Annotated in this window: 22 protein-coding genes and 1 tRNA gene; 8 read left to right on the top strand and 15 right to left on the bottom strand. The window is 70.2% G+C overall.

From position 1 onward, the window contains the following. Positions 1-26: 26 nt before the first annotated feature. Entirely contained in the window at positions 27-989 is a 963-nt protein-coding gene (locus tag LQ222_RS15110) for a tripartite tricarboxylate transporter substrate binding protein (RefSeq protein ID WP_230167658.1), read from the bottom strand. 164 nt (positions 990-1153) lie between these two features. Here LQ222_RS15110 and LQ222_RS15105 point away from each other — a divergent pair, with 164 nt between their 5' ends. Both LQ222_RS15105 and LQ222_RS15100 read left to right on the top strand, forming a co-directional pair. Next, on the top strand, positions 1154-2584 hold the full coding sequence (locus LQ222_RS15105) for a deoxyribodipyrimidine photo-lyase (protein ID WP_230167657.1): 1431 nt from the start codon (positions 1154-1156) through the stop codon (positions 2582-2584). Beyond that, positions 2581-3363 carry a metallophosphoesterase gene (locus LQ222_RS15100; protein WP_230167656.1) on the top strand — a complete coding sequence of 261 codons (783 nt, stop codon included), beginning with the start codon at positions 2581-2583 and terminating at the stop codon, positions 3361-3363. The genes LQ222_RS15105 and LQ222_RS15100 overlap by 4 nt, the downstream gene beginning before the upstream one ends. A 24-nt stretch (positions 3364-3387) precedes the next feature. Here LQ222_RS15100 and LQ222_RS15095 read toward each other — a convergent pair whose 3' ends face one another. From LQ222_RS15095 to LQ222_RS15080, 4 genes are read right to left on the bottom strand one after another with little or no spacing between them, the layout of a single operon-like run. After that, on the bottom strand, positions 3388-4158 hold the full coding sequence (locus LQ222_RS15095) for a creatininase family protein (RefSeq protein WP_230167655.1): 771 nt from the start codon (positions 4156-4158) through the stop codon (positions 3388-3390). A 48-nt stretch (positions 4159-4206) separates the two neighbouring features. Further along, positions 4207-5739 carry a cryptochrome/photolyase family protein gene (locus LQ222_RS15090; protein ID WP_230167654.1) on the bottom strand — a complete coding sequence of 511 codons (1533 nt, stop codon included), beginning with the start codon at positions 5737-5739 and terminating at the stop codon, positions 4207-4209. A gap of 8 nt (positions 5740-5747) precedes the next feature. After that, positions 5748-6350: a DUF6134 family protein gene (locus tag LQ222_RS15085; RefSeq protein ID WP_230167653.1), complete on the bottom strand. Its 603-nt coding sequence runs from the start codon at positions 6348-6350 to the stop codon at positions 5748-5750. Continuing rightward, positions 6350-7072, bottom strand: a complete 723-nt coding sequence (locus LQ222_RS15080) for an SDR family NAD(P)-dependent oxidoreductase (protein ID WP_230167652.1) — start codon at positions 7070-7072, stop codon at positions 6350-6352. Before LQ222_RS15080 ends, LQ222_RS15085 begins: the two co-directional genes overlap by 1 nt. Positions 7073-7182: 110 nt before the next feature. On the opposite strand from LQ222_RS15080, the gene LQ222_RS15075 reads away from it, so the two are divergent. From LQ222_RS15075 to gltA, 4 genes are all read left to right on the top strand, one after another. Further along, positions 7183-7719 carry a histidine phosphatase family protein gene (locus tag LQ222_RS15075; RefSeq protein ID WP_230167651.1) on the top strand — a complete coding sequence of 179 codons (537 nt, stop codon included), beginning with the start codon at positions 7183-7185 and terminating at the stop codon, positions 7717-7719. A 2-nt stretch (positions 7720-7721) separates the two neighbouring features. Continuing rightward, positions 7722-9296: a CHAD domain-containing protein gene (locus LQ222_RS15070; RefSeq protein WP_230167650.1), complete on the top strand. Its 1575-nt coding sequence runs from the start codon at positions 7722-7724 to the stop codon at positions 9294-9296. A gap of 68 nt (positions 9297-9364) precedes the next feature. Beyond that, positions 9365-9958 (top strand): thermonuclease family protein, encoded by a 594-nt coding sequence (locus tag LQ222_RS15065; protein WP_230167649.1) that lies wholly within the window; start codon positions 9365-9367, stop codon positions 9956-9958. A gap of 213 nt (positions 9959-10171) precedes the next feature. Beyond that, a complete protein-coding gene (gene gltA, locus LQ222_RS15060; RefSeq protein ID WP_230167648.1) occupies positions 10172-11479 on the top strand; it encodes a citrate synthase in 1308 nt (435 codons plus the stop codon). Between the two features lie 157 nt (positions 11480-11636). Here gltA and LQ222_RS15055 read toward each other — a convergent pair whose 3' ends face one another. Genes LQ222_RS15055 through LQ222_RS15035 form a run of 5 tightly spaced genes read right to left on the bottom strand, consistent with a single transcriptional unit; the run spans position 11637 to position 17267 of the window. Continuing rightward, on the bottom strand, positions 11637-12611 hold the full coding sequence (locus tag LQ222_RS15055; RefSeq protein ID WP_230167647.1) for an ABC transporter ATP-binding protein: 975 nt from the start codon (positions 12609-12611) through the stop codon (positions 11637-11639). Positions 12612-12631: 20 nt separating this feature from the next. After that, complete coding sequence (locus LQ222_RS15050) at positions 12632-13543, bottom strand: ABC transporter ATP-binding protein (protein ID WP_230167715.1); 912 nt, start codon at positions 13541-13543, stop codon at positions 12632-12634. A gap of 56 nt (positions 13544-13599) precedes the next feature. Further along, positions 13600-14535 (bottom strand): ABC transporter permease, encoded by a 936-nt coding sequence (locus tag LQ222_RS15045; RefSeq protein WP_230167646.1) that lies wholly within the window; start codon positions 14533-14535, stop codon positions 13600-13602. Then, the gene (locus LQ222_RS15040; protein WP_230167645.1) at positions 14501-15460 is read right to left on the bottom strand and encodes an ABC transporter permease; all 960 of its coding nucleotides are present in this window, start codon (positions 15458-15460) and stop codon (positions 14501-14503) included. The genes LQ222_RS15045 and LQ222_RS15040 overlap by 35 nt, the downstream gene beginning before the upstream one ends. Before the next feature lie 10 nt (positions 15461-15470). After that, positions 15471-17267 carry a peptide ABC transporter substrate-binding protein gene (locus LQ222_RS15035; RefSeq protein ID WP_230167644.1) on the bottom strand — a complete coding sequence of 599 codons (1797 nt, stop codon included), beginning with the start codon at positions 17265-17267 and terminating at the stop codon, positions 15471-15473. Between the two features lie 157 nt (positions 17268-17424). Here LQ222_RS15035 and LQ222_RS15030 point away from each other — a divergent pair, with 157 nt between their 5' ends. Both LQ222_RS15030 and LQ222_RS15025 read left to right on the top strand, forming a co-directional pair. After that, positions 17425-18798, top strand: a complete 1374-nt coding sequence (locus LQ222_RS15030) for an amidase (RefSeq protein WP_230167643.1) — start codon at positions 17425-17427, stop codon at positions 18796-18798. After that, positions 18795-19505 carry a carboxymuconolactone decarboxylase family protein gene (locus LQ222_RS15025; RefSeq protein WP_230167642.1) on the top strand — a complete coding sequence of 237 codons (711 nt, stop codon included), beginning with the start codon at positions 18795-18797 and terminating at the stop codon, positions 19503-19505. Before LQ222_RS15030 ends, LQ222_RS15025 begins: the two co-directional genes overlap by 4 nt. A gap of 4 nt (positions 19506-19509) precedes the next feature. Here LQ222_RS15025 and LQ222_RS15020 read toward each other — a convergent pair whose 3' ends face one another. The 5 genes from LQ222_RS15020 to LQ222_RS15000 all read right to left on the bottom strand — a co-directional run bounded on the left by LQ222_RS15020 (position 19510) and on the right by LQ222_RS15000 (position 26947). After that, complete coding sequence (locus LQ222_RS15020; RefSeq protein WP_230167641.1) at positions 19510-21591, bottom strand: hydantoinase/oxoprolinase family protein; 2082 nt, start codon at positions 21589-21591, stop codon at positions 19510-19512. Next, positions 21588-23210 (bottom strand): hydantoinase B/oxoprolinase family protein, encoded by a 1623-nt coding sequence (locus LQ222_RS15015; protein WP_230167640.1) that lies wholly within the window; start codon positions 23208-23210, stop codon positions 21588-21590. Before LQ222_RS15015 ends, LQ222_RS15020 begins: the two co-directional genes overlap by 4 nt. A gap of 9 nt (positions 23211-23219) precedes the next feature. Further along, positions 23220-24830 (bottom strand): thiamine pyrophosphate-binding protein, encoded by a 1611-nt coding sequence (locus tag LQ222_RS15010; RefSeq protein WP_230167714.1) that lies wholly within the window; start codon positions 24828-24830, stop codon positions 23220-23222. A gap of 154 nt (positions 24831-24984) precedes the next feature. After that, positions 24985-26625: a methyl-accepting chemotaxis protein gene (locus LQ222_RS15005; RefSeq protein ID WP_230167639.1), complete on the bottom strand. Its 1641-nt coding sequence runs from the start codon at positions 26623-26625 to the stop codon at positions 24985-24987. A 245-nt stretch (positions 26626-26870) separates the two neighbouring features. Continuing rightward, positions 26871-26947: transfer RNA gene (locus LQ222_RS15000), tRNA-Met, on the bottom strand. Positions 26948-26995: the final 48 nt, after the last annotated feature.

Genomic DNA, 26995 nt, shown 5'->3' with positions numbered 1-26995 from the left:
CGGAGGAACCGCGCGGCGGCGCACCGTCAGTTCGCCGTGGCCCCGGAAGCGCGGATGATCGGGATCCAGATGCCGAATTGCTCATCCCAGAAGCGCTCAAGCTCGGCGGCGCCGGCGCCGATCGGGTCGACGCCGAGGTCGACCAGGCGGGACCGCGTCGCCGGCGCGGCAACGGCGTTGCGCAGGGCGCGTTCCAGTCGCGCGACGATCGGTGCCGGCGTGCCCGTCGCAACGAACACCGCGTGCCAGTTGTACGTCTCGTAGCCCGGCAGGCCGGCCTGCTCGGCGGTAGGCACATCGGGCAGGGCGGCGGAGCGGGTGCGCGTGGCCATCGCCAGCGCCCGCACGCGCCCTTCGCGCACCAAAGCGACATAGGGCGGCAGCGTATCGACCATGACGTCCACCGTGCCGGCCATCAGGTCCGCCAGCGCCGGCCCCGAGCCGCGATAGGGCACGTGGACCATCTCTGCGCCGATGATGTTCGCGAGCATCTGCCCCGACAGGTGGACGATGGTGCCCGGGCCGGAGCTGGCATAGGTGATCCGCCCCGGATTGGCGCGCACCAGCGCCACCAGCTCCTGCAAGGTCTGCGCGCGCACGCGCGGGTTCACCACGATGATGTTCGGCACCGTGCCGACCAGCCCCACCGGGGCGAAGGCGCGCCGCAGGTCGAAGGGCATGGTGGCGTAGAGCCCGGCATTCATCACGCCGGAGGAGAGCGTGTGCAGCACGATGGTGTAGCCATCGGCCGGCGCCTGCAGCACGGCCTGCGACCCGATGACGCCGCCGCTGCCGCCGCGGTTCTCGACCACCACCGCCTGGCCGAGATCCTCGCCCATGCCTTGCGCCATGATGCGCCCGACCACGTCCGCGGCGCCGCCGGGAGCAAACGGGATGACCATGCGGATCGGCCGGTCGGGATAGGCCGGCTGCGCCTGTGCCGCGACTGTGGCGACCAGCAGGGCCAGGCCGGCGATCAGGCTGCGCATCGTGTTCCCCCGTGTGACGTCTGCGCGGCACCATGACCGAGCCCGGCGCCGCGCACCAGGAGCCGCGCCGCCAGGACATGGCGCGGCCCGCACGCCGCCGCACAGCGACGCCGGCGCCGGCGCCGGCCCCGTGACGCCGGCGCTGGTCGGCCTACATTCGCCCCATGTCCGATACCGCGATTCTCTGGTTCCGCCAGGATCTCCGCCTGACCGACCATCCCGCCCTCGATGCCGTGGCGCAGCGGCGCATCCTGCCGGTCTACATCCTGGAGGACGGCCCGTGGGCGCCCGGCGGCGCCGCGCGCTGGTGGCTGCACCACAGCCTGGCGGCGCTGGGGCAGGATCTCGCGCAGCTCGGCGCCCCGCTGGTGGTGCTGCGCGGCGACCCGCGGCGGCTGATCCCTGACCTCGCCACGCGCGTCGCGGCAACCGAGGTCCATGCCGGACGACGGACCGAGCCCGCGGGCCGCCGCTGCGATGCCGAGACCCATGCCGCGCTGGAGGTGATCGGCGCCCGGCTGGTGCTGCACCGCACCGCGCTGCTGCATGAACCGCACCAGGTGCGCACCGGGGCCGGCGCGCCGTATGGCGTCTACACGCCGTTCTCGCGCAATGTCTTCGCGTCGCTCGAGGGGCTGCCGCCGCCGCTCCCGACGCCAGGCCGGCTGGTCGCGGTGCCAGGCGCGCCGGTGGGGCTCGGCCTCGATGCCCTGGACCTGCTGCCGCAGCCGCCGGTGCCCGACTGGGCCGCCGGCTTTGGCGACCATTGGCAGCCCGGGGAGGCCGGTGCGGCGGCGCGCCTTGCCGCGTTCCTCGACCACGGGCTGGCGGCGTATGGCGACCGCCGCAACGACCCCGGCGCGCCGTGGGGCACCTCCGGCCTGTCGCCGCACCTCCACCTGGGGGAGGTCTCGCCGCGCCAGGTCTGGCACGCGGCGAAGGCCAAGGGCGGGAAGGGCCTGGAGACCTTCCAGAAGGAGATGCTCTGGCGCGAATTCTCCCACCACCTGCTGTGGCATCGCCCGGAAATGCCCGAGGCCCCGCTGCGCGCCGATTTCGCCGCCTTCCCCTGGCGCCCGGATGCGTCGGTGCTGCGGGCGTGGCAGCGCGGCCGCACCGGCTACCCGATCGTCGATGCCGGGATGCGCCAGCTCTGGCAGACCGGATGGATGCACAACCGGGTGCGGATGATCACCGCATCCTTCCTGGTGAAGCACCTGCTGCAACCCTGGCAGGACGGCGAGGCCTGGTTCTGGGACACGCTGGTCGATGCCGACCTCGCGGCCAATGCGGCATCCTGGCAGTGGGTGGCGGGCTGCGGGGCCGATGCGGCGCCGTATTTCCGCATCTTCAATCCCGTGCTGCAGGGCGAGAAGTTCGATCCGTCCGGCCGCTATGTGCGGCGCTGGTGCCCGGAGCTGGCGGCGCTGCCCGACCGCTGGATCCATCGTGTCCATGAAGCGCCCGATGTCGTGCTGCGCGGCGCCGGCATCACGCTCGGGCGACAGTATCCGGCGCCGCTGGTGGACCTCGCCGCGGGCCGCGCGCGCGCCCTCGCGGCCTTTGCCGCCATCAAGGGCGACGCGGCGGCGTGAGCCCGACGCTGGAGACTCTCCGCGCCGCCGGTTTCCGCGGCCTGCGCGTGGTGGGCGACGTGCACGGCGATGCGCGCGGCTTCGATGCCGCGATCGCCGGCGCCGAGGCGGCGGGGCTTTTCGTCGTGCAGCTCGGCGACCTCACCGACCACGGGCCGGACAATCCGGGCGTGCTGCGCGCGGTCTTTGCGTTGATCGATGCCGGTCGCGGCCTGTTCCTGCTGGGCAACCACGACCACAAGCTGCGGCGCGCGCTGATCGGCGACGCGGTGCGTGTCGAGAAGGCGGGGCTTGGCCGCACGCTGGAACAGCTCGCCGCTGCGCCGGATGGCACGGCGGTTTCGGCGCGCGCGGTCACTGAGATCGGGGGCGCCCCGGCGTGGCTGCGGATCGGCCGCTGGTTCTTCGTCCATGCCGCCTTCCACGACGCCATGCTGCAGCACGCGCCGCCGCCCGATGCCGGGACCGCACGCCCGGAGGGCCTGGTCGGGCGCGCCATCTTCGGCCAGGTCACGGGCAGGGTCGGGCCCGATGGCTTTCCGATCCGCCTGGTCGGATGGGTGGATCGCATCCCGGCCGGGCTGACAGTGCTGGTCGGGCACGACAACCGATCGCGCGACGGACGCCCGCTGACCATGGCGAATGCGCGCGGCGGCCGCGCGGTCTTCCTCGACACCGGCGCCGGCAAGGGCGGCGCGCTGGCGTGGCTCGACCTGCCCTTCGACCAGCCCGATGCCGATGGGTGGCAGGCCGACGCGGTGACGGCCACGCAGCCATGAGCAAGCCGTGCCTGGCCTGACGCCTCAGCCCCAGATCTTCGCGTTGCCCAACTGCTCCGCGATGCGCTCGGCAGCGACGGCGAGCAGCGCCTCGCCCTTCGCGGCACTCGCCGCCCGCGCATCGCCGACCACGCCGGAGGGCGTGACGTCCTGGAAGGACCATCGGCGGAACAGGGCGGCGGGCACGCCTTCCGGGCGGGTGGAATGCGGGCCGTGCGCCTCGGCCAGGCGATCCGCGCGCAGCGCCTCGGGCATCAGGGCCATCATCATCGAGGTTTCGGCCTCGCAGGCGTGCTGCACGGTGGATTGGCGTTCCAGGATCGGCGCGAAGGCGTCGCCGGCCAGGTGCCAATAGGTGCCCGCGCCGATCGCGATGCCGAACTCGTTGCTGCATTCGACGCCGACCACCGCCACCGCCTCGGCATTGCCGCCATGGCCGTTCAGCAGCATCACGCGCTTGAAGCCGGCGCGCATGGCGGATCGCACCACGCCGCGCAGCACGGCCTTGAAGGCGTCGAAGTCCAGCGTGACGGTGCCGCCGAAGGGAACGTGGTGCTCCGCCAGGCCGGTCCAGACGCAGGGCGTCACCACGACAGGCCGGCCGGCTTCCAGCATGCGTCGCGCGACGCGGTGCGCGACCGCGGTGGCGCAGACGATGTCGACGCCGGTCGCGAGGTGTGGCCCGTGCTGTTCCAGCGACGCGACCGGGATGATCACCAGGGCATCATCGGCCGCGCGGGCATTGAGCTCCGCGGCGGTCAGCTTCATCCACTCGATCTCGGTCGTCCGGGGCATGGGATCCTCCGCTGCGTCCATGGAGGGCGGAAGATGCGGCGCGCGCGCTCAGGCGTCGAGGGTGGCGAGGAAGCGCGCCGCGTCCGATCGCATCGCCGCGACCTTCTTCGGGTCCATCTTCGCCAATGTCCGCAGCGGCATCGCCATGCGCGGGTTCTTCGCGAAGCGGTCGGCGTGCCGGGCCATGAAGTCCCAGTACAGGAAATTGAACGGACAGGCGCGCGGTCCCGTCGCCTGCTTCACGTCGTGCGCGCAGCCGCCGCAATAATCCGACATCCGGTTGATGTACGCGCCGGACGCCGCATAGGGCTTGGACGCCATCACCCCGCCATCGGCATGGATCGCCATGCCCTGCGTGTTGGGCAGTTCCACCCAGTCGAAGGCATCGGCATAGACGGCGAGGTACCAGGCATTGACCTCGGCCGGATCGAGGCCGGCCAGCAGCGCGAAGTTGCCGGTCACCATCAGGCGCTGGATGTGGTGCGCATAGGCGAGGTCGCGGGTCTGCGCGACGGTCTGTTCCACGCAGCGCATGGTCGTCGGCGCGCCCCAGTAGAAGCCAGGCAGCGGGCGATGGGCGTCGAGCGCATTGCCCTGCGCGTAGCCGGGCATGAGGTGCCAGTAGATGCCGCGCACATACTCCCGCCAGCCCAGGATCTGGCGGATGAACCCCTCGGCGGCGTTGAGCGGGGCGCGGCCCTCCTGCCAGGCGCGTTCCGCCGCGCGGCAGGCGTCCATCGGATCGAGCAGGCCGATGTTCAGGCTGGTCGAGACCAGCGCGTGGAACATGGTGGGTTGCCCCGCCGCCATGGCGTCCTGGTAGTCGCCGAACAGCGGCAGGCGATCGGCGATGAAGGCGTCCAGCGCCGCCGTCGCGTCGCGCGCCGTGACCGGCCAGGCGAAGCCGTCCACGTCGCCGAAATGGGAACCGAAGCGGGTGGCGACCAGTGCCATCACCTCCCGCGTGAGCGCATCGGGGGCGAACCGGCGCGGCGGTGGCGGCGTCACGCCCTTGGGAAGCGCCGCGCGGTTCTCGGCATCGAAATTCCATTGGCCACCGGCCGGCTCGTCGCCCTCCATCAGCAGGCCGGTCGCGCGGCGCACCTCGCGGTAGAAGAATTCCATGCGGTACTGCTTGCGCCCATCGGCCCAGGCGCGGAAGCGCGGCAGCGAGCAGAGGAAGCGGTCATCCTCGCGGATCTCGACCGGCACGCCGGTGGCGGCTTCCCAGCCCCGCATGTCCGCCAGCACGCGCCATTCGCCGGGATGGGTCGCGACGATGCGCGCCGGGCGGTGCCGCGCGACGGCGCGCGTGACCTCGCCCGCCAAGCTGTGCGTGTTCGCCGGATCATCCAGCCGGACATGGTCGACCCGCACGCCGCGCGCCGCCAGGGCCCGCGTGAAATGCCGCATCGCGGACAGCACCAGCACAATCTTCTGCGGATGATGCGGGACATAGGTGCATTCGCCCTGCACCTCCATCATCAGCACCGTGTCGGTCGCGGGATCGAGGCCATCGAGCGCGGAGAGCCCACGGGAGCACTGGTCGCCCAGCACCACCCGCAGCGTGCCGCCGGTCATCCCGCCGCTCATCCTGCTTCGTAGGCGATGTCGGTGCCGTCCTCGCCGCGCGCGGCGAAGCCGACCCAGCGGCCGCCGGCATCGAAGGTGACGGTCGCGGTGACGTCGCCGGCACAGGCGAATTCGCTGCCGCCGCCAGGGAGCCGCCGCGCCTGCCAGGCAAGCGTCATCGCCCGGCCGGTGGTGGTGCCGAACAGCGGCACGCGCCCGCCCATCCGCGCCATCAGCCACCAGGACAGCGGCGCGGCGTCGGCGGCCAGGCGCTGCGGCCCCTCGGTGCCGTCCAGCACCACGGCGCCGCGCACCGCCTCGCCGCGCACCTCGACGATGCGGCCGTTGCGATTGAGGCGCGACGCCACGCTGCGGAAGCGATCGCCCAACGTGACTTCCTCGTAGCGGTGCTCGTAGCGATACACGACCACCCCGAGCACGCGCGGTGTGATCACGAGGTCCGAGGTCGCGACGATCTCAGGCCCGCGACGCGCAAAGCGCACCACATGCGTGCCCACCACGGTGCCGCGCCGCTTCACCCGGAAGGCGTAGTCGCCATCCGCCGCCGCGGCGGGCAGTGCCAGCGCGCCGGGCAACAGCAGGGCGGCGCGGCGGTGCATCAGCCCCGCGTCCGCACCGTCGACCGGCCGCCATCCACCGCCATGACCTGGCCGGTGATCCAGCCAGCGGCATCCGACAGCAGGAAATCGGCGAGCGCCGCGGCGTCCTCGCCCTCGCCCAGTCGCGCCAGGGGGTGCTGCTTCGCGATTGCCTCGGCCATCTGCGGATTCCCGACCAGCGGCGCCGACATGGCGCTGCGCATGAGCGAAGGGGCGATGCAGTTGACCCGCACCGGCGCCAGTTCGGCGGCGAGCGCCACCGTCAGCCCCTCGACCGCCCCCTTGGCGGCGGCGATGGCCGCATGGTTCGGGAAACCGGCGCGCGCGGCAATGGTCGAAAAAAGGACCACCGACCCCTTCGCCGAAACGAGCGCCTCCTGCGCTGCCTGGACAGCCATCGCCGCGCCCAGGGCGTTGAGCCGGAAAGCGTCTAGGAAATCAGCCTCGGTCAGGCGCTTCAGCGGCTTCAGCGCGATCGACCCGGCGCAGTAGGCAAGCCCCGCGATCGCTGGCCCCGCTGCGGCAATGGCCGCTCGCAGGGCGGCCGGATCGGTCGCATCGGCGGGCACCGCGAGGCTCCCCGGCAGGTCCGCCGCCAGCGCCGCGAGCCGCACGGGGTCCCGCGCCACCAGAACCAGCCCCACGCCGCGCGCGGCGCAGCGTCGCGCCAAGGCCGCGCCCACCGCGCCGGTGGCGCCAACCACCACGATTCGTCCCGACATGCTGCCTCCAGACCGTCATCACGGCCATCGCACATGGGGGTGCCGACCTGGACCGCGAGGGTCGGTCCAGGCCGCGACAGCCGGCGCGGTCCATGGCAGGATGCCTCGCGATGCGCCAACTCCTTCTTCTTCGCCATGCGAAATCATCCTGGGACGATCCTTCGCTCCCGGACCATGCGCGCCCGCTCAATGCGCGCGGGCGGCGCGCGGCGCAGGCCATGGCCGCGGCGATGCAGGATCTGGGGCTGGCGCCGGACGTGGTGCTGGTCTCCTCCGCACGGCGCACGTTGCAGACACTGGAAGCCCTCGCACCCTTCCCCGACAGCCCGATGGTCGAGCCGATGGACGACCTGTACCTCGCACCCTGGCCGCGGCTGATGGACATGCTGCGCCGGGCGCCGGAGACGGCGCGCAGCGTCATGCTGATCGGTCACAATCCGGGGTTGCAGGACCTGGCGCTGGCGCTGGTCGGTGCCGGCGGCATGACGGGCAGCGCCGCGGCGGCGGCGCGGCGCCTGGCCGAGGGCTTCCCCACCTGCGCCTTGGCCGAATTCGGAATCGCCACGCCCTGGCACGACCTGGCCGAAGGGGGCGGGCGCCTGGTGCGATTCGTCGCGCCCGCCGACCTGCCGGAAATGGCCGCCTGACCATGTCCGCTGCATCGACGGCAAACCGCCTGCCCATCGCCGAGCCCCCGGCCGACACCGCCCAACCGCCGCCCGCCGCGCCTGCCGAGGCGGCAGTGGAGGTCGTGGTCCTGGAGTTCGCGCTGACGCCGGAGGCGGCCGGCCGCCTGGCAAGGCTGCCGTTCGTGCAGGCGCACCGCGACGGCCGCGCGCGCAGCATGGCGGCCGAGACGATCTGGTCGGACACGGCAGACGGCGCGCTGTCGGCCGAGGGCTTGATCCTGGAGGCGCCACGCCGCGGCAAGCGCAGGTTGCGGCGCCTGGTGCCGCTGCCGCACTGCGTCTGGCATCCCGGCCAGCCTGCCGCGATCGAAGCCACCTTCGATACCGGCGAGGCGGTGCCGCAGGCCGAGGGCGCGCCTCTCGTCGCGGTCGCCGCCTTCACCGGCCGCCGCCAGTCCTTTGCCCTGGCCCTGCCCGCCGGCACCGCGATGGTCGAGATGCTGAGCGGCCGGCTGCGCAGCGTGGCGGCCGAGCAGGCGGTCGCGCGCCTGTGCCTGTCCGGCCCGTTGTCGGCGGTCATTGCCGCAGCGACCGGAATCGCCGAACACCTGCCGATGACGCCGCCGCTCGTGACCCTGGCTGAGGAAGCCCGGGCGATGGCGGCCGGGACGTCGGCGCGGCCGCATCGGCTGGGACCGCCCGACACCGCGGCGGCGACGACCGTCGAGGACGCCTTCCTGCGTGCCGTCGGACACCTGCTGGAAGTCCTGCACCAACAAGGCGCGCGCATCCGTCACGCCGCCGGTCCCGAGCCGGTGCACCAGAGCCGTGTGGCGCTCCGCCGCCTGCGTTCGGTGCTGCGCGTATTCCGCAACGCCACGGACGCGCCGGAACTGCGAAGCCTGGACGCGCGCCTGCGGGAGGTGGTCGGCATCCTGGGCCCGGCGCGTGACTGGGATGTGTTCCTGGCCGGGATCGGGCGGCACGTCGGGACGGCCTTCGCCGGGGACACGCGCGTCGCGGCGCTGTTGCGCGCTGCCGAGGCGCGGCGGAGCGCGGCCTATGATGCGGCCATCGCGATGATCGGCGGGCCGGGCTGGCGGCTGCTGCTGATCGACGCGCTGGCGGTGCTGCTGGCGCGCCCCTGGCGCGATGCGGCATCGGCCGAGCAGTGCGACGCCCTGGACATGGCTGCCCGCAGCTTCGGACGTGTGGTGCTCGACCGTCGCTGGTCGCGGCTGCGCCGCGCCGGTGCCGCCTTCGAGACGCTGTCGGCTGAGCAACTGCATGAACTGAGATTGGACGGCAAGCGCCTGCGTTACGCCGCCGAGGTCTTCGCGCCGCTGTTCGACCAGCGGCGGGCACGGCGCTTCCTGCGTCGGGTCGGACGGCTCCAGGACGGCCTTGGCATCGCCAATGACGCAGCGGTGGCGCGGGGCCTGGCGCGGTCGCTGGCAGGCCCTGGCGCGGGCCGGAGCTGGGCCGTGGGCAGCGTCGAGGGCTGGTGCGAGGCCCGGGTCGCGGATCATCGCGATGACGCATTGGCGGCCTGGCGCCGTTTGAGCGGCAAGGATCGTTTTTGGACAGGCGATTAGACGCATTTCCTTAACCACCGCCCACGCTGCGGTCGCGGTGGCGTGTCGTTTTTCGACGCGTCCGGCGGTTGCAGGCCGTTGGCGGTCCGTTTAACGATCCGCGCGTGATCGAGAGACGTCGAATCTTCAAGGGTCGTAGAGCCCGCCCCCGCTTTCGCGGGGCGGCGCTGCTGCTATCGGCTGCGATCGCGGCGCCTGTCGTGCTTGGCGTTGCGCTGCCGTCGAACCTGTTCGGGTCGGCGCCCACCGACCGCAATTGGCGGGCCGATGCCAACGCCATTCGTATCGTCGATGGCGAGACGATCGGACTTGGCGAACGGATCGTGCGGCTGGACGGCGTGGCCGCACCGGCGCGCGGCGAAGCGTGCAGGGCGTCCTCCGGCGAGGCCTTTGATTGCGGCGGTGCCTCGGCCGCAGCGCTGACGCGCCTGGTCGCCGGGCGCCCCGTGGAGTGCCGGATCGTCGGCCAGGATGCGTTCGGGCGCGGCCTGGGCCAGTGCGACGCCGCCGGGGCGGATCTGAACCGTGCGCTGGTCGTCGGTGGCTACGCGATCGCCACCACAAGCGCCCTGCGAAACCAGGAGGCGGCGGCGCGGCGCACCGCGCAGGGCCTATGGGCGAATGGCGCGGGCGTGCCGCCGACCTGGCGGGCGCGCAACTGAGACCGGCGCCGCGGCGCCGAAGGCCCGCGTTTTCTTGCCCGTGGCACCCGACAAGCCGAACCTTTGCGCTGGCAATGCTGCGAAGGCTGCGGGCGCCGCGCGCTCCAACGTGACGGTTTGCCAAGCCGCCGGGCAGCGCCTTATCTTGCGGCGCACCAATTCCGGCCACGGCGGGAGGTTCCCCGCTCCCGGATGACCTGAGGAAATCCCCGCATGAGCAGCAAGGCCGCCGGCGCCATCACCGTCACGATGGAGGGCTCCAACAAAAGCGTCTCGCTGCCGCTGCTGGGCGGTACGCTCGGCCCGAAGGTGGCCGATATCCGCAAGCTGTACGGTGAGCTTGGCATCTTCACCTTCGATCCCGGCTACGGCGCCACCGCGTCCTGCGAGAGCACCATCACCTATATCGACGGCGACGAGGGCGTGCTGCTGTATCGCGGCTACCCGATCGAGCAGCTGGCCGAGAATTCGTCCTTCCTCGAGGTCTGCTACCTGCTGCTGAACGGCGACCTGCCGAACCCGGGCCAGTACGCCGAGTTCCACAAGGGCGTCACCTACCACACCATGCTGCACGAGCAGCTGCGCCGCTTCTTCGAGGGCTTCCGCCGCGACGCGCACCCGATGGCCGTGATGTGCGGTGTGGTCGGCGCGATGGCCGCCTTCTACCACGACAACCTCGACATCAATGACGAGCGGCAGCGCGAGATCGCGGCCTTCCGTCTGATCGCGAAGGTGCCGACCATCGCGGCCTGGGCCTACAAGTACTCGATCGGCCAGCCCTTCATGTATCCGCGCAACGACCTCGGCTACGCGGAGAACTTCCTTTACATGCTGAACGGCGTTCCGGCCGAGCCCTACGTCAACAACCCGATCCTCGCCCGCGCGATGGACCGCATCCTGATCCTGCATGCGGATCACGAGCAGAACGCCTCCACTTCCACGGTGCGCCTGGCAGGTTCGACAGGTGCCAACCCCTTCGCCTGCATCGCCGCCGGCATCGCCGCGCTGTGGGGCCCCGCGCATGGCGGCGCGAACGAGGCGGTGCTGAAGATGCTGGCCGAGATCGGCTCGCCGGAGAACATCCCGCAGTTCATCAGCGAGGTGAAGGACAAGAACTCCCACACGAAGCTCATGGGCTTCGGCCACCGGGTCTACAAGAACTTCGATCCGCGTGCGAAGATCATGAAGGAGACCTGCCACGAGGTGCTCGCCGAGCTCGGCATCAAGGACGAGCCGCTGCTCGACATGGCGATCGAGATGGAGCGGATCGCGCTGACCGACGACTACTTCATCAGCCGCAAGCTCTACCCGAACGTGGACTTCTATTCGGGCATCATCCTGAAGGCGATGGGCATCCCGACGTCGATGTTCACCGTACTGTTCGCGGTGGCGCGCACCGTGGGCTGGGTGAGCCAGTGGAAGGAACTGATCGAAGACCCGTCGCAGCGCATCGGGCGGCCGCGGCAGATCTACACTGGGCCGGCAGCGCGGGATTTCGTGCCGATGGGCAAGCGTTCCTGACGACGGAAAGGCCGGGGGAGAGACCGCCCCCGGGCCGCCTCGCTCTTCTGAAAGCGGTGGACTGAAGCAGCTTTCGTTCGCCTCGGCTCACGACACCGCATCGAAGACCTTGGTTCTGCGCCTAGCGTAGCCTTGCCCGATCGGACGGCGACAGCCGCTATCCACGCTTGTGGCAGGCGACCCAATGGCCCGACGTCGCTTCGCGAAAGTCGGGGGCCGCCACGTCGCACAGGCCCTTCTCGGCGATCGGGCAGCGGGTGTGGAAATGGCAGCCCGAAGGCGGGTTCATCGGGCTCGGGATGTCGCCCTGCAGCCTGATGCGCTCGCGCTTCAGGGTCGGGTCGGGGATCGGCACCGCGGAGAGCAATGCCTCCGTATAGGGGTGCAGCGGTTGGGCATAGAGATCGCGCGACGGCGCGACCTCGACGATCCGCCCGAGATACATCACTGCCACCCGGTCGCTGATGTGCTCCACCACCGACAAATCATGCGCAATGAACAGGTAGGACAGGCCGAACTTTTCCTGCAGGTCTTCCAGCAGGTTGATCACCTGCGCCTGGATCGAGACATCCAGCGCGCTGACCGGCTCGTCACAGATGATCAGCTTGGGCGATACCGCGAGCGCGCGCGCGATGCCGATGCGCTGGCGCTGGCCGCCGGAGAATTCATGCGGGAAGCGGGACATGTGGTCGGGGCGCAGGCCGACGGTTTCCAGCAGTTCCGCGACCTTCGCCTCGCGCTCGCGCCGCGTCTTCGCCAGGCGGTGGATCTCAAGCGCCTCGCCAATGATCGACCCGACCGTCATGCGTGGGTTCAGCGAGGCGAAGGGGTCCTGGAAGATGATCTGCATGTCGCGGCGGATCGCGGCGAGTTCATTGCCGGTCAGCGCGCACACGTCGCGCCCTTCGAAGCGCACCTCGCCCGAGGTGGGCTCGATCAGCCGCAGGATGCAGCGGCCTGTGGTGGACTTGCCGCAGCCGGATTCGCCCACCAGGCCGAGCGTCTCGCCCGAAGCCAGGTCGAAGCCCACGCCATCCACCGCATGGACCTGGTCCACCACGCGGCGCAGGACCCCGCCGCGCACCGGGAAGCGCTTCACCAGGTTGCGGACCGATAGCAGCGGCTGCGCCATGGCGGTGTCCTTCGCGGCGCTCACAGGATGCAGGCCACCTTGTGGCCCGGCGCGACCTCCCGCAGCGGCGGTTCGGCCGCCATGCAGGCGTCGGTGGCATGGCGGCAGCGCGCGGCGAAGCGGCAGCCGGGCGGTGGGTTGAGCAGCTGCGGCACGGTGCCTGGAATGGCTTCGAGCCGGCGGTGTTCCGTGGCCGCGAGGTCGAGGCGCGGAATCGAGCGGATCAGGCCCTGCGTATAGGGGTGGCGCGGGGTCCCGAACAACGCGCGCACCGGCGCTTCCTCGACCACCTTGCCGGCGTACATCACCACGACGCGCTGCGCGACTTCCGCCACCACGCCCATGGCATGGGTGATCAGCATCACCGCCATGCCGAGCCGATCCTTCATCTCGGCCAGCAGATCGAGGATCTGCGCCTGGATGGTGACATCGAGCGCGGTGGTCGGCTCATCCGCGATGAGCAACTGCGGATTGCAGGACAGCGCCATGGCGATCATCACGCGCTGGCGCATCCCGCCGGAGAACTGGTGCGGGTAGTCCGATGCCCGGCGCGCGGCGTTCGGGATGTTGACCAGCGCCAGCATTTCCTTCGCGCGGTCCAGGGCGGCGCGGCGCGACAGGCCCTCCTGGTAGCGCACGACCTCGGCGATCTGGTCGCCCACCGTGTAGACGGGGTTGAGCGAGGTCATCGGTTCCTGGAAGACGATGGCGATCTGCTTGGCGCGGATCGCGCGCATCTGCTCCGGTGGCAACGGCACCAGGTCGCGGCCCTGCCAAAGGATCTCACCCGCCACGATGCGGCCCGGCGGCATGGCGATGAGCTTCAGAACCGTCATCGCGGTCACGGTCTTGCCGCAGCCGGATTCACCCACCACGCAGACCGTTTCGCCGCGGTCGACCGAGATATCGACGCCGTCCACCGCCCGGACCATGCCGTCATCGGTGGCGAAGTGGACCTTGAGGCCGCGGATGGCAAGCAGCGGTTCGGTCACGAGGCGATCACCCGGCGCGGATCGAAGGCGTCGCGCAGCCCATCGCCGATGAAGTTGATGGACAACACGGTCAGGAAGATCATGGCGCCGGGAAAGAGCGCCCAGTGCGGTGCAAAATCCAGGTTGTCCTTCGCGTCGAACAGCAGCCGCCCCCAGGTCGGCACATCCGGCGGGAAGCCAAGCCCGAGGAAGGAGAGCGTCGATTCCGCGATGATCGCGGCCGCGATGTCGATGGTGGCGGCGACGATCACCGGGCCCAGCGCATTGGGCAGGATATGGCGCACGACCAGGCGCAGGCGCGATGCGCCCAGCGCGCGCGCGGCTTCCACGAATTCCTTCTCGCGCAGCGAGAAGAACTGTGCGCGCACCAGCCGCGCCACCTGCATCCAGTTGAAGCCGCCGATGATGATGACGATCAGGATGAAGACGCCGAGCTCCTGCCCGACCACCTGCGTCAGGCCTTCGCGGAACAGGTAGATGATCAGCAGCAGCAGCGGCAGCTGGGGCAGCGACAGGAACAGGTCGGTCAGCCACATCAGCCCGGCATCGATGCGCCCGCCCGCCATGCCGGCCACTGCGCCGACCAGCACGCCCACGAAGATCGCCACCATCATCGCCGCGAAGCCGACCGCCAGCGAGATCCGCCCGCCATAGAGCACGCGCGCCAGGATGTCCTGGCCCAGGTCGTCGGTCCCCATCGGATGCGCCCAGGACGGGCCCTGCAGGCGCGCGGTGAAGTCGATCTCGTCGATCGGCACCTGCCACGCGAAGGGTCCGACCAGCACGGCCAGGACGAGCACGGAAAGGATGACAAGGCTGACGACCGCCAGCCGATGCTTTCGGAAGCGCCGCCAGGCTTCCCGCCATGGCCCGACGCGCGGCGCCGCGGCGCCGGTGCTAGCGGTAGCTGATGCGGGGATCGAGCCAGCCATACACCAGGTCCGCGATCAGGTTGAAAAGGACAACGAGGCAGGAGAGCACGAAGGTGACCGCCATGATGACCGGCGTGTCGTTGGCCAGGATGGCGGTGATCAGCAGCGACCCGATGCCCGGGATGCGGAAGATCTGCTCGGTCACGATGGCGCCGCCGAAAACGATAGGCATCTGCAGCGCGACCAGCGTGACCACCGGAATCATCGCATTGCGCACCACATGCTTGAGCGTGACGGTGCGCTCCGGCAGGCCCTTCGAGCGGGCTGTCGTCACGTGGTCGAGGCGAATGACGTCGAGCACCGCCGATCGCACGAAGCGCACGAGTGCGGCGCCCTGGAACAGGCCGAGCACCAGCACAGGCATGATCGACTGGCGGATGTGCTCCCACCACCAGCGCCAGCCGGTAGCGTCGATCTGCGCGCGATAGACGAAGGGCAGCCAGTCCAGCGTGATCGAGAACAGCAGGATCAGCAGCAGTCCGGTGAAGAAGGTAGGCAGCGAGAAGCCGATGAAGGCCAGCGTATTGGCGATCTTGTCGAACAGCGAATAGGGTCGCGTCGCTGCATAGACGCCAACCGGAAGGGCGATGCACAGCGCCAGCACCTGCGCCGCCCCGATCACGATGATCGTGGTGGGCAGCCGCTGCAGGATCAGTTGGTCCACATTCACGCGGCTGACGAAGGAATACCCCCACTCGCCGCGCAGCATGGCAAACAGCCAGTTGAAGTAGCGCTGATGCACCGGGTCATCGAGGCCAAGGCTCGCGCGAAGGTTCGCACGTACGTCCGGTGGGATGGCCGGGTTGGTGGCCAGTTCCTCGAACGGGTCGCCCGGTGCCAGCGCCAGGATGGTGAACAGCACCACGCTGATCCCGAGCAGGCTCGGGATCGCGATCAGCAGGCGCCGGATGAGGTACTGCGTCACGCGCGGCGCGTCAGGTCTCGCGCCACCAGTCGTTGAGGTACCACATCGTGAGGTCCCAGGCGCTGAGCACATGGCGCAGGTTGTTCAGGCTGGCGCTGACGGTCGGACGGCGCACCAGCGGGATGATGTGGTTGGACGACACCACCAGGTCGTTCAGCCGGATGAACATCGCGGCGCGCCTGACCGGGTCGAGCTCGCCCTGGGCCGAGCGGAACAGTGTGTCGTATTCGTCGCTGCGCCAGCGCACGATGTTGCGGCCCTGCCAGGAATTCGCCTTCGAGGAGACTTCCCAGGAGGTGTACTGGTTCATGAACCGCTCGGGATCCGCCTGCGGCATGGTGGTCGTGTACATCTGCATGTCGGCATAGAGCTTGGTGTAGGTGTCCGGATTCGCGACATCCGAGGAAAAGAACACCGAGGCCGTCACCGACTTGAGCTCGAGGTCGATGCCTGCGCGCTGCGCCGCCTGCTTGTAGACCGCCTGGGTGCGCTGGCGCGGCGCATTGACCGACGTCTGGAACACGAAGCGCAGCCGCACGCCATCCTTCGCCCTGATGCCATCGCGCGCGCGTGCCCAGCCAGCGGCGTCGAGGATCTCGTTCGCCTTCTGGATGCTGAATTCCCAGCGCATGTTCTCGGAGCGGAAGCGCGGCGGGTTGTTCAGGAAGTTGGCGGTGGCAGGGCCGCCGCGGCCGTAGATGAATTGTTCGAGCGCGTTGCGGTCGATCAGCAGCGCCATCGCCTGGCGCACCGCGGCGTCGCGGAAGGCGGGGTGCTGCGTGCTGATGTGCGAACGCTCGCCATCGACCTCGCGGTTCGGGTCGGTGGCATTGAGCTGCACGAACTCGATGCCGCCACCCTCGACGATATTGACCTTGCCGCGCCCCGCAGCCTCAAGGCGCTTCAGGATGTCGTCCTCGACCTGCATGTTCCAGGCGTAGTCGTAGTCGCCCGTCTGCAGCACCGCGCGCGCGGCCGAAACCGCATCGCCGCCGCCCTTGATCTCGAGCGTGTCGAAATACGGACGGTTGTCCATGTGGTAGTTCGGGTTCAATTCCGCGCGCAGCGTGTCGCCCGGCGCAAAGGAGACGAACCTGTAGGCGCTGGTGCCGACCGGTCGGAGGTTGGTGGGCGCATCGCGCGAATTGGCACCGGCGAAGTCCTTGAACTGGTGCTTGGGGATCAGCTGGCCGGTCGCGCCGACGAAGGCATCGGCCCAGAACGGCGTTGGCTGCTGGAACTCCACGCGCACCGTGTGGTCATCGACCTTCACGACATTGACGTCGCGATAGGAGCCGGAGGTGACCGCCGCGACCTGCGGGCTTTTGGCGTATTCCCAGTTGAAGACGACGTCGTCAGCCGAGAAATCCTGCCCGTCATGCCACTTCACGCCGCGCTTGAGCTTCCAGGTCACCGACCTGCCGTCGGCGGCCAGGCTGCCATTCTCCCGCGACGGGACCTCGGCGGCGAGGATCGGCACCAGCGTGCCATCGGATGCCCAGCCGGCGAGCGGTTCGTAGAAGACGCGGCTCGAATCCTGGTTGGTGGTTCCGGCGGCGAAATGCGGGTTCAGCAGTGTCGAAGCCTGCCAGTACAGGACCTTCAGCGCCCCGCCCCCGCCGCGGCGCGTCGGGCGATAGGCCGATGCGGCCTGCGCGCCGGCCGGCGCGGCGCCCGCTATCGCGAGCAGCTGAGTCGCCATCGGCGCGGTGAAGCCAACCGCTGCAAGCCGCTTCACGAAGCCGCGCCGTGACAGGTTGCCGCCCTTCACGCGCGCGATGAGCCCGCGGAGATCGTCTTCGGTCATGCCATCTGCTCCCAGTCGCCACGTTTCGGCGTCTTGCCTGTCCCAACCATCACGTTGCCGTGGAATCCGGGGTGAGCGCCAGAGGCTTCTCGACGCGGCTGGCTGGACAGGCCCCGTCGATCGAAGCTGAATGCCCGGAAAGACAGCAGGAACGCCCATGACCGCCCGCGCCCACAGCTTTCATCACGCCGTTCGCGGCTTCGCCGCGGGGACCGACACGCCACGCGCGTATCTCGAACGCTGCCTCGAAACGATCGCCACGCGCGAACCCGTGGTCCGCGCGTGGGTCGTGACGAACGAGGCCGGCGCACGCGCGGCCGCCGATGCGAGCACGCAACGCTGGCGCGACGGCAGGGCGCTCTCGCCGATCGACGGCATGCCGCTTGGCATCAAGGACCTGCTCGAGACACGCGACATGCCGACGCAGATGGGCTGCCCGGCCTATCGCGGGAATTTCCCGAAGCGCGACAATGCCGCAGTCTGGGCCTTGCGCCAGGCGGGCGCCGTCGTGCTGGGCAAGACCGTCACGACGGAACTGGGCGGTGCGCATCCCGGCCCGACGACCAACCCATTCGACCAGCGGCGCACGCCGGGCGGGTCATCGTCGGGCTCGGCGGCGGCGGTCGGCGCGGGGATGGTGCCGGCAGCACTCGGCACACAGGTTGGCGGGTCGGTGATCCGGCCGGCCTCCTATTGCGGGAATGTCGCGCTGAAGCCGACGCAGGGTGGCATCAACCGCGGCGAACGCCAGGCCACCAGCATGAGCACCACCGGCATCCACGCCGGCACGATCGAGGACATGTGGCAGGTCGCCATCGAGATCGCGAAGCGTGCCGGCGGCGACCCCGGCCGCCCCGGCCTGTTCGGTCCGCCGGCGCCGCCCGAGGCGCGCCGCCCGACCGTGCTGGGCGTGATGGAAACCGAAGGCTGGGATGCGCTGGACGATGCCAGCAAGGCGGCCTTCGAACAGGTGGTCGCGGCGCTTCGCACCGCCGGCGTCACGGTGCTGCGCCGCGCCGACCACCCGATGTTGGAGGCGTTCGAGACATCGCTGGTTGGCGTCCAGGCGATGACCAGCGCCATCACCGGCTGGGAAAACCACTGGCTGTTCCGCAACCTGGTCGCCGCGGAGGCGGAGGCGATCAGCGCCCGCTCGCGCGCCGTGCTGGCGATGGCCGAACGCATGACGCCCGAGGATTACCGCCTGCGCCTGATGCAACGCGAGGAACTGCGCCTCCGCCACGCGCTGCTCGCGCCGATCGTCGACGCGGTGATTGCCCCCGCCTCGCCCGGCCCGGCGCCACTCTGGGCCGGCGAGGTGCCGAACGCGAAGCCCGTGGCGCGGCCCACCGGCGACGCCGTGTTCAACACGCCGAGCTCCGGGATCGGTGCGCCGGCCGTGACCATTCCGCTCACCACGGTGGGCGGGATGCCGATGGGCATCCAGGTCATGGCACAGGTCAACATGGATGCGCAGGCCGCCGCCATCGCGCGCTGGATGCTGGAGACCCTGCCGCCGGTCGCCGCATGACACCGCCCAGCGCCGAACAGGTGCGCGCGCGCTTGGCCGAGATCCGCGCCGTGCGCGGCTTCGTGCTGCCCCATCACGGCGCCATGGCGGCCGCCCTGCCCGAGTTGCACGGGGCCTATGAGGCGATGTACCGCGCGCTGACAGTCGATGATCACCACTTGCCGCCGCATGTGAAGGAGGTGGTCTGGCTCGCGATCCTGGCCGCCTGCCGCGAGCCGGTCGGCACGCACCACCTCCATCGCTTCATGGCGACCGGCGGCACGCAGGCCGAGGGCGGCGCGGTGTTTCGACTTGCCGCCTGGGCAGCCGGGGCGGCGACCTACGCGACCCTCGCTGCGAACTGGCAGGACAAGTTGGCCGGTCTTGACCTCGCGGCCGAATACCGCGCGGCAGGCCGTGCGCTGATTGCCGGATCGCCGCTGGGCGAAGCGACCGCGCGGCTCGCTCTGGTCGGAATCCAGACCGCCTGCGACGAACCCTGGGGCCTGGCGGCGGAGATCGAGGCTGCCTATGCCGCCGGCGTGCCCGAACCCCAGATCGCCGAAGCCATGAGCCTCGCGATCTGGCCGCGCGGCGTGAACCCCTTCGTGCGTGCGACGGAGGTTTGGCTGCGACTGATGCGGGAGGGGCGCGTCACGCCGTCGCCCGCCTTCCGCGCCTGGGCCGAGACGCCGGGCCAGGGCGCCTTCGTGGTGCCGCCGCGGTAACGCTCTACAGCGACACCAACAGGTTCAACGAGGCGTCGCAGATCGCCTCGGTACCAGGTGGCAGCACCAGGGTGCTTTCGCGTTCCTCGACCAGGGCCGGCCCCGCCACGCGGTCGCCCGGGCGCAGGCTGGCGCGGTCGATCACCGGTGTCTCGACATGGCCGCCCGTCTCGGGGAACCAGGCCAGGCGATGGCGCGGGGCCGCCGCCGCACCGGCGCCGGCCGACGGCCCGCAGAGCGAGACCTCCGGCACCGGCCCGGCCATGATGACCTGCCAGGAGACGCATTCCACCGGAAGCGATGGTTCCGTGCGGCCGTATTGCTGGAGGTAGCGCCGTTCGAAGGCCGCGCGAACGGCATCGCGGTCGCCGGCGGCCAGGGCATCGCCCGGGATCTCCGCCTCGACCTGGAAGCCCTGGCCGACATAGCGCAAGGCGCCGATCACCGTGCGGATCGCAGCGCCGGGCGCCACGCCGGCCTCGGCCAGCATCGCGCGCCCCTCGGCCTCGATGCCGCCGACCATGTCGCGCAGCACCCCGAAGTCGATGCTGTCGAGCGGGGCGACCCAGCCGCGGACGAAGGCGAAGGAGATCGGCGAGGCAAGGAAGCCGAAGGCTGAGGCCACGCCCGCCCCCGCCGGCGCGACCAGCTTCGCGATGCCGAGCTTGCGGCAGACCTGCGCGGCATGGACCGGCCCTGCACCGCCGATCGGCACCATGGTGTAGCCCTCGATCCGCCGTGCCTTCTCCAGCGCATGGATCGCCGCGGCCTGGGCCATGTTGCCGTTGACCGTCTCGTGCAGCGCCCAGGCGGCCTCCACCACCGAAAGGCCGAGCGGTTCGGCGAGGTGTTCGCGCAGCGCACGCTCGGCCGCGGCGACATCAAGCCGCATGTCGCCGCCGAGGAAGCTGTCCGCACCCAGGTAGCCCAGCACCAGATCGGCATCCGTGACCGTCGGCCGCGTACCGCCGAGCCCGTAGCAGGCCGGCCCGGGATCGGAGGAGGCGCTCTCCGGCCCGACACGGATCAGGCCGAGGCGATCGACCTGGGCGATGGAACCGCCACCGGCGCCGATCTCGATCATCTCGATGACCGGCACCTTCAGCGGCAATCCGCTGCCCTTGCGGAAGCGATCCACGCGCGCGACTTCGAAGTCGAGGCTGCGCAGCGGCTCGCCGCCCTCGATCAGGCAGGCCTTGGCGGTGGTGCCGCCCATGTCGAAGCACAGGATATCGGGCGCACCGGCGGCGACGCCGTACAGCGCCGTGGCGCGCACGCCGCCGGCGGGTCCCGACTGCACCAGGCGGATCGGATGGCGCGCGGCGGTTGCCTCGCCTACCGTGCCGCCATCCGACAGCATCAGGTACAGCGGCCCGGTCAGGCCGAGCCCGCGCAGCCCTTCCGCGAGGCGCGTCAGGTAGCGACGGAAGACCGGCAGGACGTAGGCGTTGCAGATGGTGGTCGATGCGCGTTCGTATTCGCCGATCTCGGGCACCACGTCGGAGGACAGGCACAGCGTCAGCCCCGGCGCTTCCTCGGCGATGATCTCCGCCATGCGGCGTTCATGCGCCGGGTTGCGGAAGGCATGCAGGAAGCAGACGGCGACGGCCTGCGCCCCCTGCGCGACCAGGTCGCGCGCCGCAGCGCGCGCAGCTGCCTCATCCAAGGCCGTGCGGACGGTGCCGTCGGGCAGCACACGTTCCGGCACCTCGACCCGGCGGCGGCGAGGCACCAGCGGTTCGGGCACGCGCATGAACAGGTCGTAGGTGTCGTGCCGCAGTTCCGTGCCGATCTCCACGATATCGCGGAAGCCGTCGGTGGTGATGAGGCCGGTCGGCACGCCGCGGCGTTCGATCAGCGCATTGGCCACCAGCGTCGTGCCGTGGATGACGTGCTGCACATCGGCGGGCGCGATGCCGTGCGCCGTCAACAATTGACGGATGCCGGCGAGCACGGCTTCCTCCGGCGCCGCCGGCGTGGTCAGCACCTTGCCGTTGCGCAGCGTGCCGTCGCGCGTGTCGAGCAGCACGAAATCGGTGAAGGTGCCGCCGATGTCGACACCGATGCGATAGGGCGCGGCGGTCATGCGCGATACGCCTTGGCGCCGGCTTCGGTGACGTAGCCCTCGGCGATATCGGCCCCGAGTGCCGACGGGTCGCGTTCGGCCGGCGGCCCCATGCCGCCGCCGCCGGGCGTCTCGAAGGTGATGCGGTCGCCGGGCGCGAGGGAGATGCGCGCCTTCGCGGCGACAGGCGCATCATTGACCAGGTCACGCCCGCCTCGCCCCGCTTGGCCACCGAGGATGCCACGCGGCGGGTGCTGCACACGTTCGTGCCGGTAGGTGACGGTGACCGGATTCGGCCCCGTCGCCTCGAAGGTCAGCCGTTGCGACAGGCCGCCGCGCATCCGCCCGGCGCCACCGGAATCGGGGATCAGGCGTTTCTCGGTCAGCAGCATCGGCACGGCGTTCTCGAACTGCTCGACCGCCTGGGTCGCGACATTGGAGGGGAAGGACAGGCAGGCCGGCCCGTCGCGCATCGGCAGCGCGCCATGGCCGCCGTTCATGAAGAACATGCGGACGTAGCGGCGGCCATCGGCGTGTTCGCCGGTGAAGTAGCAGTTCCACAAGGGGCTGCCGCATTCGGCGATGACGCGATCAGGGATCAGCTTGCCGAGTGCGGCCAGCACCAGGATGGGCAGGTAGTGGCCGGTCAGGTGCCGCCCCCAGACCGGCGCGGGGCGGCGCGGATTCACGATGCTGCCCTCGGGCGCGATCAGGCTGATCGGACGGAAGCATCCGTCATTGTTCGGCGTCTCGGGGTCGAAGGCGCATTTCACCGCGTAATGGCTGTAGGCGCGGGAGAAATTCAGCGGCGAGTTCACCGGCCGGGCGATCTGCGGATCGCTGCCGGCGAAGTCGAGTGTCAGTGCGTCCCCCTTCACGGCCAGGCGCAGTCGGATCGTGACGGGATGCTCGAAGCCGTCGGCGGTGACTTGATCGGTCACCTCGCCATCCGGCACGGCGGCGATCGCCTGGCGCATGGAGCGTTCCGAGCGCGTGAAGATCTCGGCAGCCAGCGCATCGATATCGCCGATGCCTTCCTCGGCGATGATGCGGAACAGGCGGGCCTCCGCCTGCTCGTACACCGCGAACAAGGCGCGGATGTCGCCCAGAGTCTCGCTCGGCTGACGCAAGTTCGCCTCCAGGAAGGCGATCACATCCTCGTTCTCGACGCCGCTCTTCAGGATGCGCGCGATCGGGATGGTCAGGCCCTCCTCCCAGGCATCGCGTGCCTCGACGGATGGCGCGCCGCCGATGTCGGTGGAATGGAAGGTGCCGCCGATCCACGCTGCGATGCGTCCCTCGCGAAAGATCGGCCGGATGGTCGTGATGTCGTTCAGGTGCCCGGTGCCGAGGTAGCCGTCATTGCTGATCAGCACATCGCCCGGGCGCAGGCTCTCGCGCGGGATGCGCGCCAGCATGTGGCCGAGCGTGACCGGCATGGTGCCGACGAAGGACGGCACCGATCGCGACGACTGTGCGAACTGCCGACCGGCGCTGTCCATCAGCCCGATCGCCATGTCCCAGTTGTCGCGCACGACGGAGGAGAAGGAGGTGCGCACGAAGTTCTGCGCCGCCTCGTCCATCAGCCCCGCGATTCGGCTCCAGGCCGAGCCGAGGCGCAGCGCCGTAAAACCTGCCATGTCTTGTCTTCAGCCCCGCATTGCCTGGAGTTGCTGCACATAGCCGGCCGGGTCGACCTGGACATCGACGAGCGACGGCCCGTCATGCGCGAAGGCTGCATCGAACGCGGCCGCCAGGCCGGCTTCGTCATGCGCGCGAAAGCCGCGTGCGCCGAAGCCCTCGGCCACCATGGCGAAATCGGCTCGGCCCCAGCGCACGCCCTCGGTCGGCAACTGGCGCTGCTGCTGCTTCACGTCGATCAGCGACAATGCGCCATCATTGAACACTACCGTCACCAGGCGCGCAGACTGATCCGCGGCGGTCGCGAGTTCAGCCACGCACATCATCAACCCGCCATCACCGGTGAAGGCGACGGCGCCGCGTCCAGGATCGTGCAATGCCGCCGCGATGCCGGCCGGCAACGCGAAGCCCATGGTGGCGAGCCCGTTCGAGATCAGCAGGTCGCGTGGGCGTGAACACGGCCAGAAGGCCGTGGCGGAAAACATGTGCGCCCCCGCATCCACCGTGGCGCGTGGGTCACGGCCGGCGCGCATCGCAGCCTCGGCGGCGAGCTGCACGATGCGCGGCGGCGCGACGCCGCCGCCGCCCGGCGGCCAGGTGAGCGCGTCGCGCATGGCAGCGCGATGCGCGGCGATTTCGGTCGCCCTCCAGTCCGATGGCGTTGCATGTTCGGCCAGTGTGGCAGCGATGCGCGCGATCGACCCGTAGGCCCCTGCGGCAATGGCCGTGTAGTGCACGGGGAAAGGACGCGCGGCGATCTCGGCGACCGGCGCCCGGTAGCGCCAGGGCTGCAGGATGAATTCGACAGGATCGGCGCCGACCAGGACAATCAGGTCCGCCGCGCTGACGACCTGCGCTTCGAGCGTGCCGCCGGTGAAGATCCCGGCATGCTGGGGGTGTGCGTCGTCGACGACGCCCTTGGCCTTGTAGGTGACCAGCACCGGGCAGCCGAGCGCCGCGGCCAGCGCACGGCATTCCGCTGCGGCCTCGGTCGCTTCGAGACCCAGGATGAGGACCGGGCGATGCGCAGCGGCAAGCAGCGCCCGCAGCGGCTCCAGGTCGGTCAGCGCAACGGGCGGCGGCGGCTGGCGTGGAGTTGGACGCGCCTGGCGCTTCGCCGCCGCGGAGGTAAGGTCGAGATGGACCGCGCCTCGCGGATGTGCCGCAGCGATGTCGAGCAAGGTGTCGAGTTCTGCCGCCGCATCATCGCCTTCGCAGCGCGCATGGCCCTTCACATAGGCAGCGGTCGCGGCCCGCTGGTCGAAGACCTGGTGCGTGATCCAGCCGGTTTGGGCGGGGGTGAAGCCGTCGGTCACCAGCAGGACCGGGGCGCGTTCGAGCGTGGCGCAGCTGACGCCGTTCGCCGCGTTCGAGAGGCCCGGCCCCTTGGTGGTGAGCACGACCCCGGGTGCGCCGGTCAGTTCGGCATCGGCCACCGCCATCATCGCGGCACTTCCCTCGTGCCGGCACAGCACGAAGTCGACGCCGCATCGGCCCGCCGCCTGGATCAGGTCGAGCGAGGAACCACCGCCCGGCAGCCCCCAGATGCGGCGCGTCCCGCGCGCCCCGACCGCCGCCACCACCAGCCCGGCAACCGTATCGGGTGCGGTGGCATGCATTGGATCCGATGAGGGCGTCGCACGGTTCATGTGCCACCTTCGCGCGGAACGTGATGTTGGTGAAGTGACCACGGCGAAGGACCTGACGCCGCGTGCCGACGCGGCGAGCGCAGCTTCACCCCGGCCAATCTGTTCCGTCTGAACGGAAAATGGTTCAGGCGTTGCGGCCCAACTGCGCGCCTGCGGCGACGGAGTCGACCGCCACTCGTGTCTCGGCGGCGTGGCGCTTGAGGTCGGCCATGGATGCCGCGAGGTCTCGGGCTGCTGTCGCGTTGGACTGTCCGCTGGCGGCAACCTGATCGATCTGTTCACCCAGGCGGCGCAGCGTCTCGCGTTGCTGCATCATCCCTTCAGCGATGGTAACGGCCAGGCGGGCGGTATCCGTGACCAACCCCTCCAGCCGGTCGGATGATGCAGCGATGGCCTCCGCGGCCTCGTCCCCCGCGCGACCCTTGCTGCCCAGCATGTCGATCGCCTCGGCGATCTCGATCGCAAGGGTCGCGCTGCCTGCCGAAAGTCTGCGCGCTTCCTCGGCGATTGCCGCGACGCCGCTGTCGGCGCCTGTCCTCAGCGCTTCCTGCGCAGCGTTGGCGGCGAGCGTGTTGGCTTGTGTCGCCATGCGCACGATGGCGGCGGTGACGCGGTTGACGTGATCCCGGTCGTGCGCCCCGTCACGCTCGGGCGGCTTGAGGCAGCGGAGCTTGCGCAGCGTGTCGTCGAGCAGGAGCTTAGCGTCCCCGGCGCGGTCGCGCGCCTGCTGCGCGGTGTCGCCGACGCGTCGGAACGATTCGACGGTCTTGTCCAGGCTTTCGGTCAGTCCACGCAGATCGTCGCGCTGTGCGGCGACATTGCTCGCGACACGGTCCATCGCGGTGGCGGCCTGTGTGAGCGATGTCGAGGTCTGGGTCGCACCTTCGAGCGCCCTGGCGGCGAGGCTGCGGGTGACATTCAGGGTCTCGCGAAAGACCAGAACGGCACGCGCCATGATGCCGAGTTGGTCCTCGCGGTCCGTGAGTGGCACCGCTGCGGCCACGTCACCGCGGGCGACGCGCACCATGGATTGCGCGAGGTTGCCGATCGGGCGCGTGATCATCGCGACGACGATGACCCACACCAGAATCGTCGCCGCAATGCCAAGGCCGATGGCGGCGAAGGTGACTGCACGTGCGTCGGATTCGATGCGACGCGCTGCCGCCAGGCTCGCTTCAATGCGCTTGCTGGATTGATCGCGGTATGACGCCACAAGGCGGGAAAAGCCGTCCTGGGCATTGACCCATTCGTCGTGGATTGCGGCGGGGTCGCCCCGTCGGCGGGCGCCGAGGGTCTGCTGCGTGCGCTCGGCCAGGGCCGGCAATCGGGCGAGCGCATCACGCGCCGTGGCCAATGCGGCAGGATCGAGTTCCGGCGCGAGCGCGTGCTCGACGGCAAGAAAGGCTGCGGAGAGCCGCGCCGCCTGCGCGACCATGCGCGCAGCGATCGCATTGGGCGGGACGCTTCCGGCAACGATGCCTGCGAGCGCGGTTCCATAGGCGGCGACGCTCGATTCGAGCGCCTCGATCGTTTCGTCTGCGGTTCGCCGGTATCCAGCGAGGTCTTCAATGACCAATGACTGCCGGGAGAGCGTTGTCAGCGCGTTGCTCGCGAACAGGCCGATGACAACGAGAAACAAGACGCTGATCATCGCCGCGCGCGTGTTGATCCGTCCAAGCCATTCCCCGAACCGCCAGCGATGCGTTCGGTTGGCAGCCTCGCGCGTTGAGCGCACCGCCTCTATGGCCTCAAGCGAACCGTCCATGGGGCTGGGCGTCCGTACTTCTGCTTGCTGGGCATTCGTGCCCGCGTCTCATGATAGCGTTGGCGTCCGTTCGCATGTGTCGGACGCGGCGCATGATGGCGCGCGGCAACGGCAAAATGAAGCGCGGTCTGCGCCAGCGGGATGCGACACCCGGCGCGCTGGGCCTTCATCTGGTGGTTTGGCACAACACAAAAAGGCCGCTCCCGATTGGGTTGGCGGCCTTGTTGGTCTAGTGCTGGGAACGTTGGATGCGGGGACAGGATTTGAACCTGTGACCTTCAGGTTATGAGCCTGACGAGCTACCGGGCTGCTCCACCCCGCGGTGGTGAGTGTGGGTCTGAGGATCCGGCCTGGTGGCCTGGCGGCGACC

The organism is Roseomonas sp. CECT 9278, assembly GCF_918698155.1.
GTDB lineage: Bacteria > Pseudomonadota > Alphaproteobacteria > Acetobacterales > Acetobacteraceae > Neoroseomonas.
Note: the sequence above shows the minus strand (reverse complement) of the source record. Positions and strands in the feature narration are given on the sequence as shown.

Excerpts from the sequence above, each read along its gene's own strand:
- LQ222_RS15085 (WP_230167653.1), bottom strand. The coding sequence starts at position 6,350 with ATGCACCGCCGCGCCGCCCTGCTGTTGCCCGGCGCGCTGGCACTGCCC.
- LQ222_RS15005 (WP_230167639.1), bottom strand. The coding sequence starts at position 26,625 with ATGGACGGTTCGCTTGAGGCCATAGAGGCGGTGCGCTCAACGCGCGAG.
- LQ222_RS15025 (WP_230167642.1), top strand. The coding sequence starts at position 18,795 with ATGACACCGCCCAGCGCCGAACAGGTGCGCGCGCGCTTGGCCGAGATC.
- LQ222_RS15090 (WP_230167654.1), bottom strand. The coding sequence starts at position 5,739 with ATGACCGGCGGCACGCTGCGGGTGGTGCTGGGCGACCAGTGCTCCCGT.
- LQ222_RS15080 (WP_230167652.1), bottom strand. The coding sequence starts at position 7,072 with ATGTCGGGACGAATCGTGGTGGTTGGCGCCACCGGCGCGGTGGGCGCG.
- LQ222_RS15015 (WP_230167640.1), bottom strand. The coding sequence starts at position 23,210 with ATGGCAGGTTTTACGGCGCTGCGCCTCGGCTCGGCCTGGAGCCGAATC.
- LQ222_RS15070 (WP_230167650.1), top strand. The coding sequence starts at position 7,722 with ATGTCCGCTGCATCGACGGCAAACCGCCTGCCCATCGCCGAGCCCCCG.
- LQ222_RS15010 (WP_230167714.1), bottom strand. The coding sequence starts at position 24,830 with ATGCATGCCACCGCACCCGATACGGTTGCCGGGCTGGTGGTGGCGGCG.
- LQ222_RS15050 (WP_230167715.1), bottom strand. The coding sequence starts at position 13,543 with ATGGTCCGGGCGGTGGACGGCGTCGATATCTCGGTCGACCGCGGCGAA.
- LQ222_RS15045 (WP_230167646.1), bottom strand. The coding sequence starts at position 14,535 with ATGGCTGGCTCGATCCCCGCATCAGCTACCGCTAGCACCGGCGCCGCG.
- LQ222_RS15075 (WP_230167651.1), top strand. The coding sequence starts at position 7,183 with ATGCGCCAACTCCTTCTTCTTCGCCATGCGAAATCATCCTGGGACGAT.
- LQ222_RS15105 (WP_230167657.1), top strand. The coding sequence starts at position 1,154 with ATGTCCGATACCGCGATTCTCTGGTTCCGCCAGGATCTCCGCCTGACC.
- LQ222_RS15055 (WP_230167647.1), bottom strand. The coding sequence starts at position 12,611 with ATGGCGCAGCCGCTGCTATCGGTCCGCAACCTGGTGAAGCGCTTCCCG.
- LQ222_RS15030 (WP_230167643.1), top strand. The coding sequence starts at position 17,425 with ATGACCGCCCGCGCCCACAGCTTTCATCACGCCGTTCGCGGCTTCGCC.
- LQ222_RS15110 (WP_230167658.1), bottom strand. The coding sequence starts at position 989 with ATGCGCAGCCTGATCGCCGGCCTGGCCCTGCTGGTCGCCACAGTCGCG.
- LQ222_RS15020 (WP_230167641.1), bottom strand. The coding sequence starts at position 21,591 with ATGACCGCCGCGCCCTATCGCATCGGTGTCGACATCGGCGGCACCTTC.
- LQ222_RS15035 (WP_230167644.1), bottom strand. The coding sequence starts at position 17,267 with ATGACCGAAGACGATCTCCGCGGGCTCATCGCGCGCGTGAAGGGCGGC.
- LQ222_RS15095 (WP_230167655.1), bottom strand. The coding sequence starts at position 4,158 with ATGCCCCGGACGACCGAGATCGAGTGGATGAAGCTGACCGCCGCGGAG.
- gltA (WP_230167648.1), top strand. The coding sequence starts at position 10,172 with ATGAGCAGCAAGGCCGCCGGCGCCATCACCGTCACGATGGAGGGCTCC.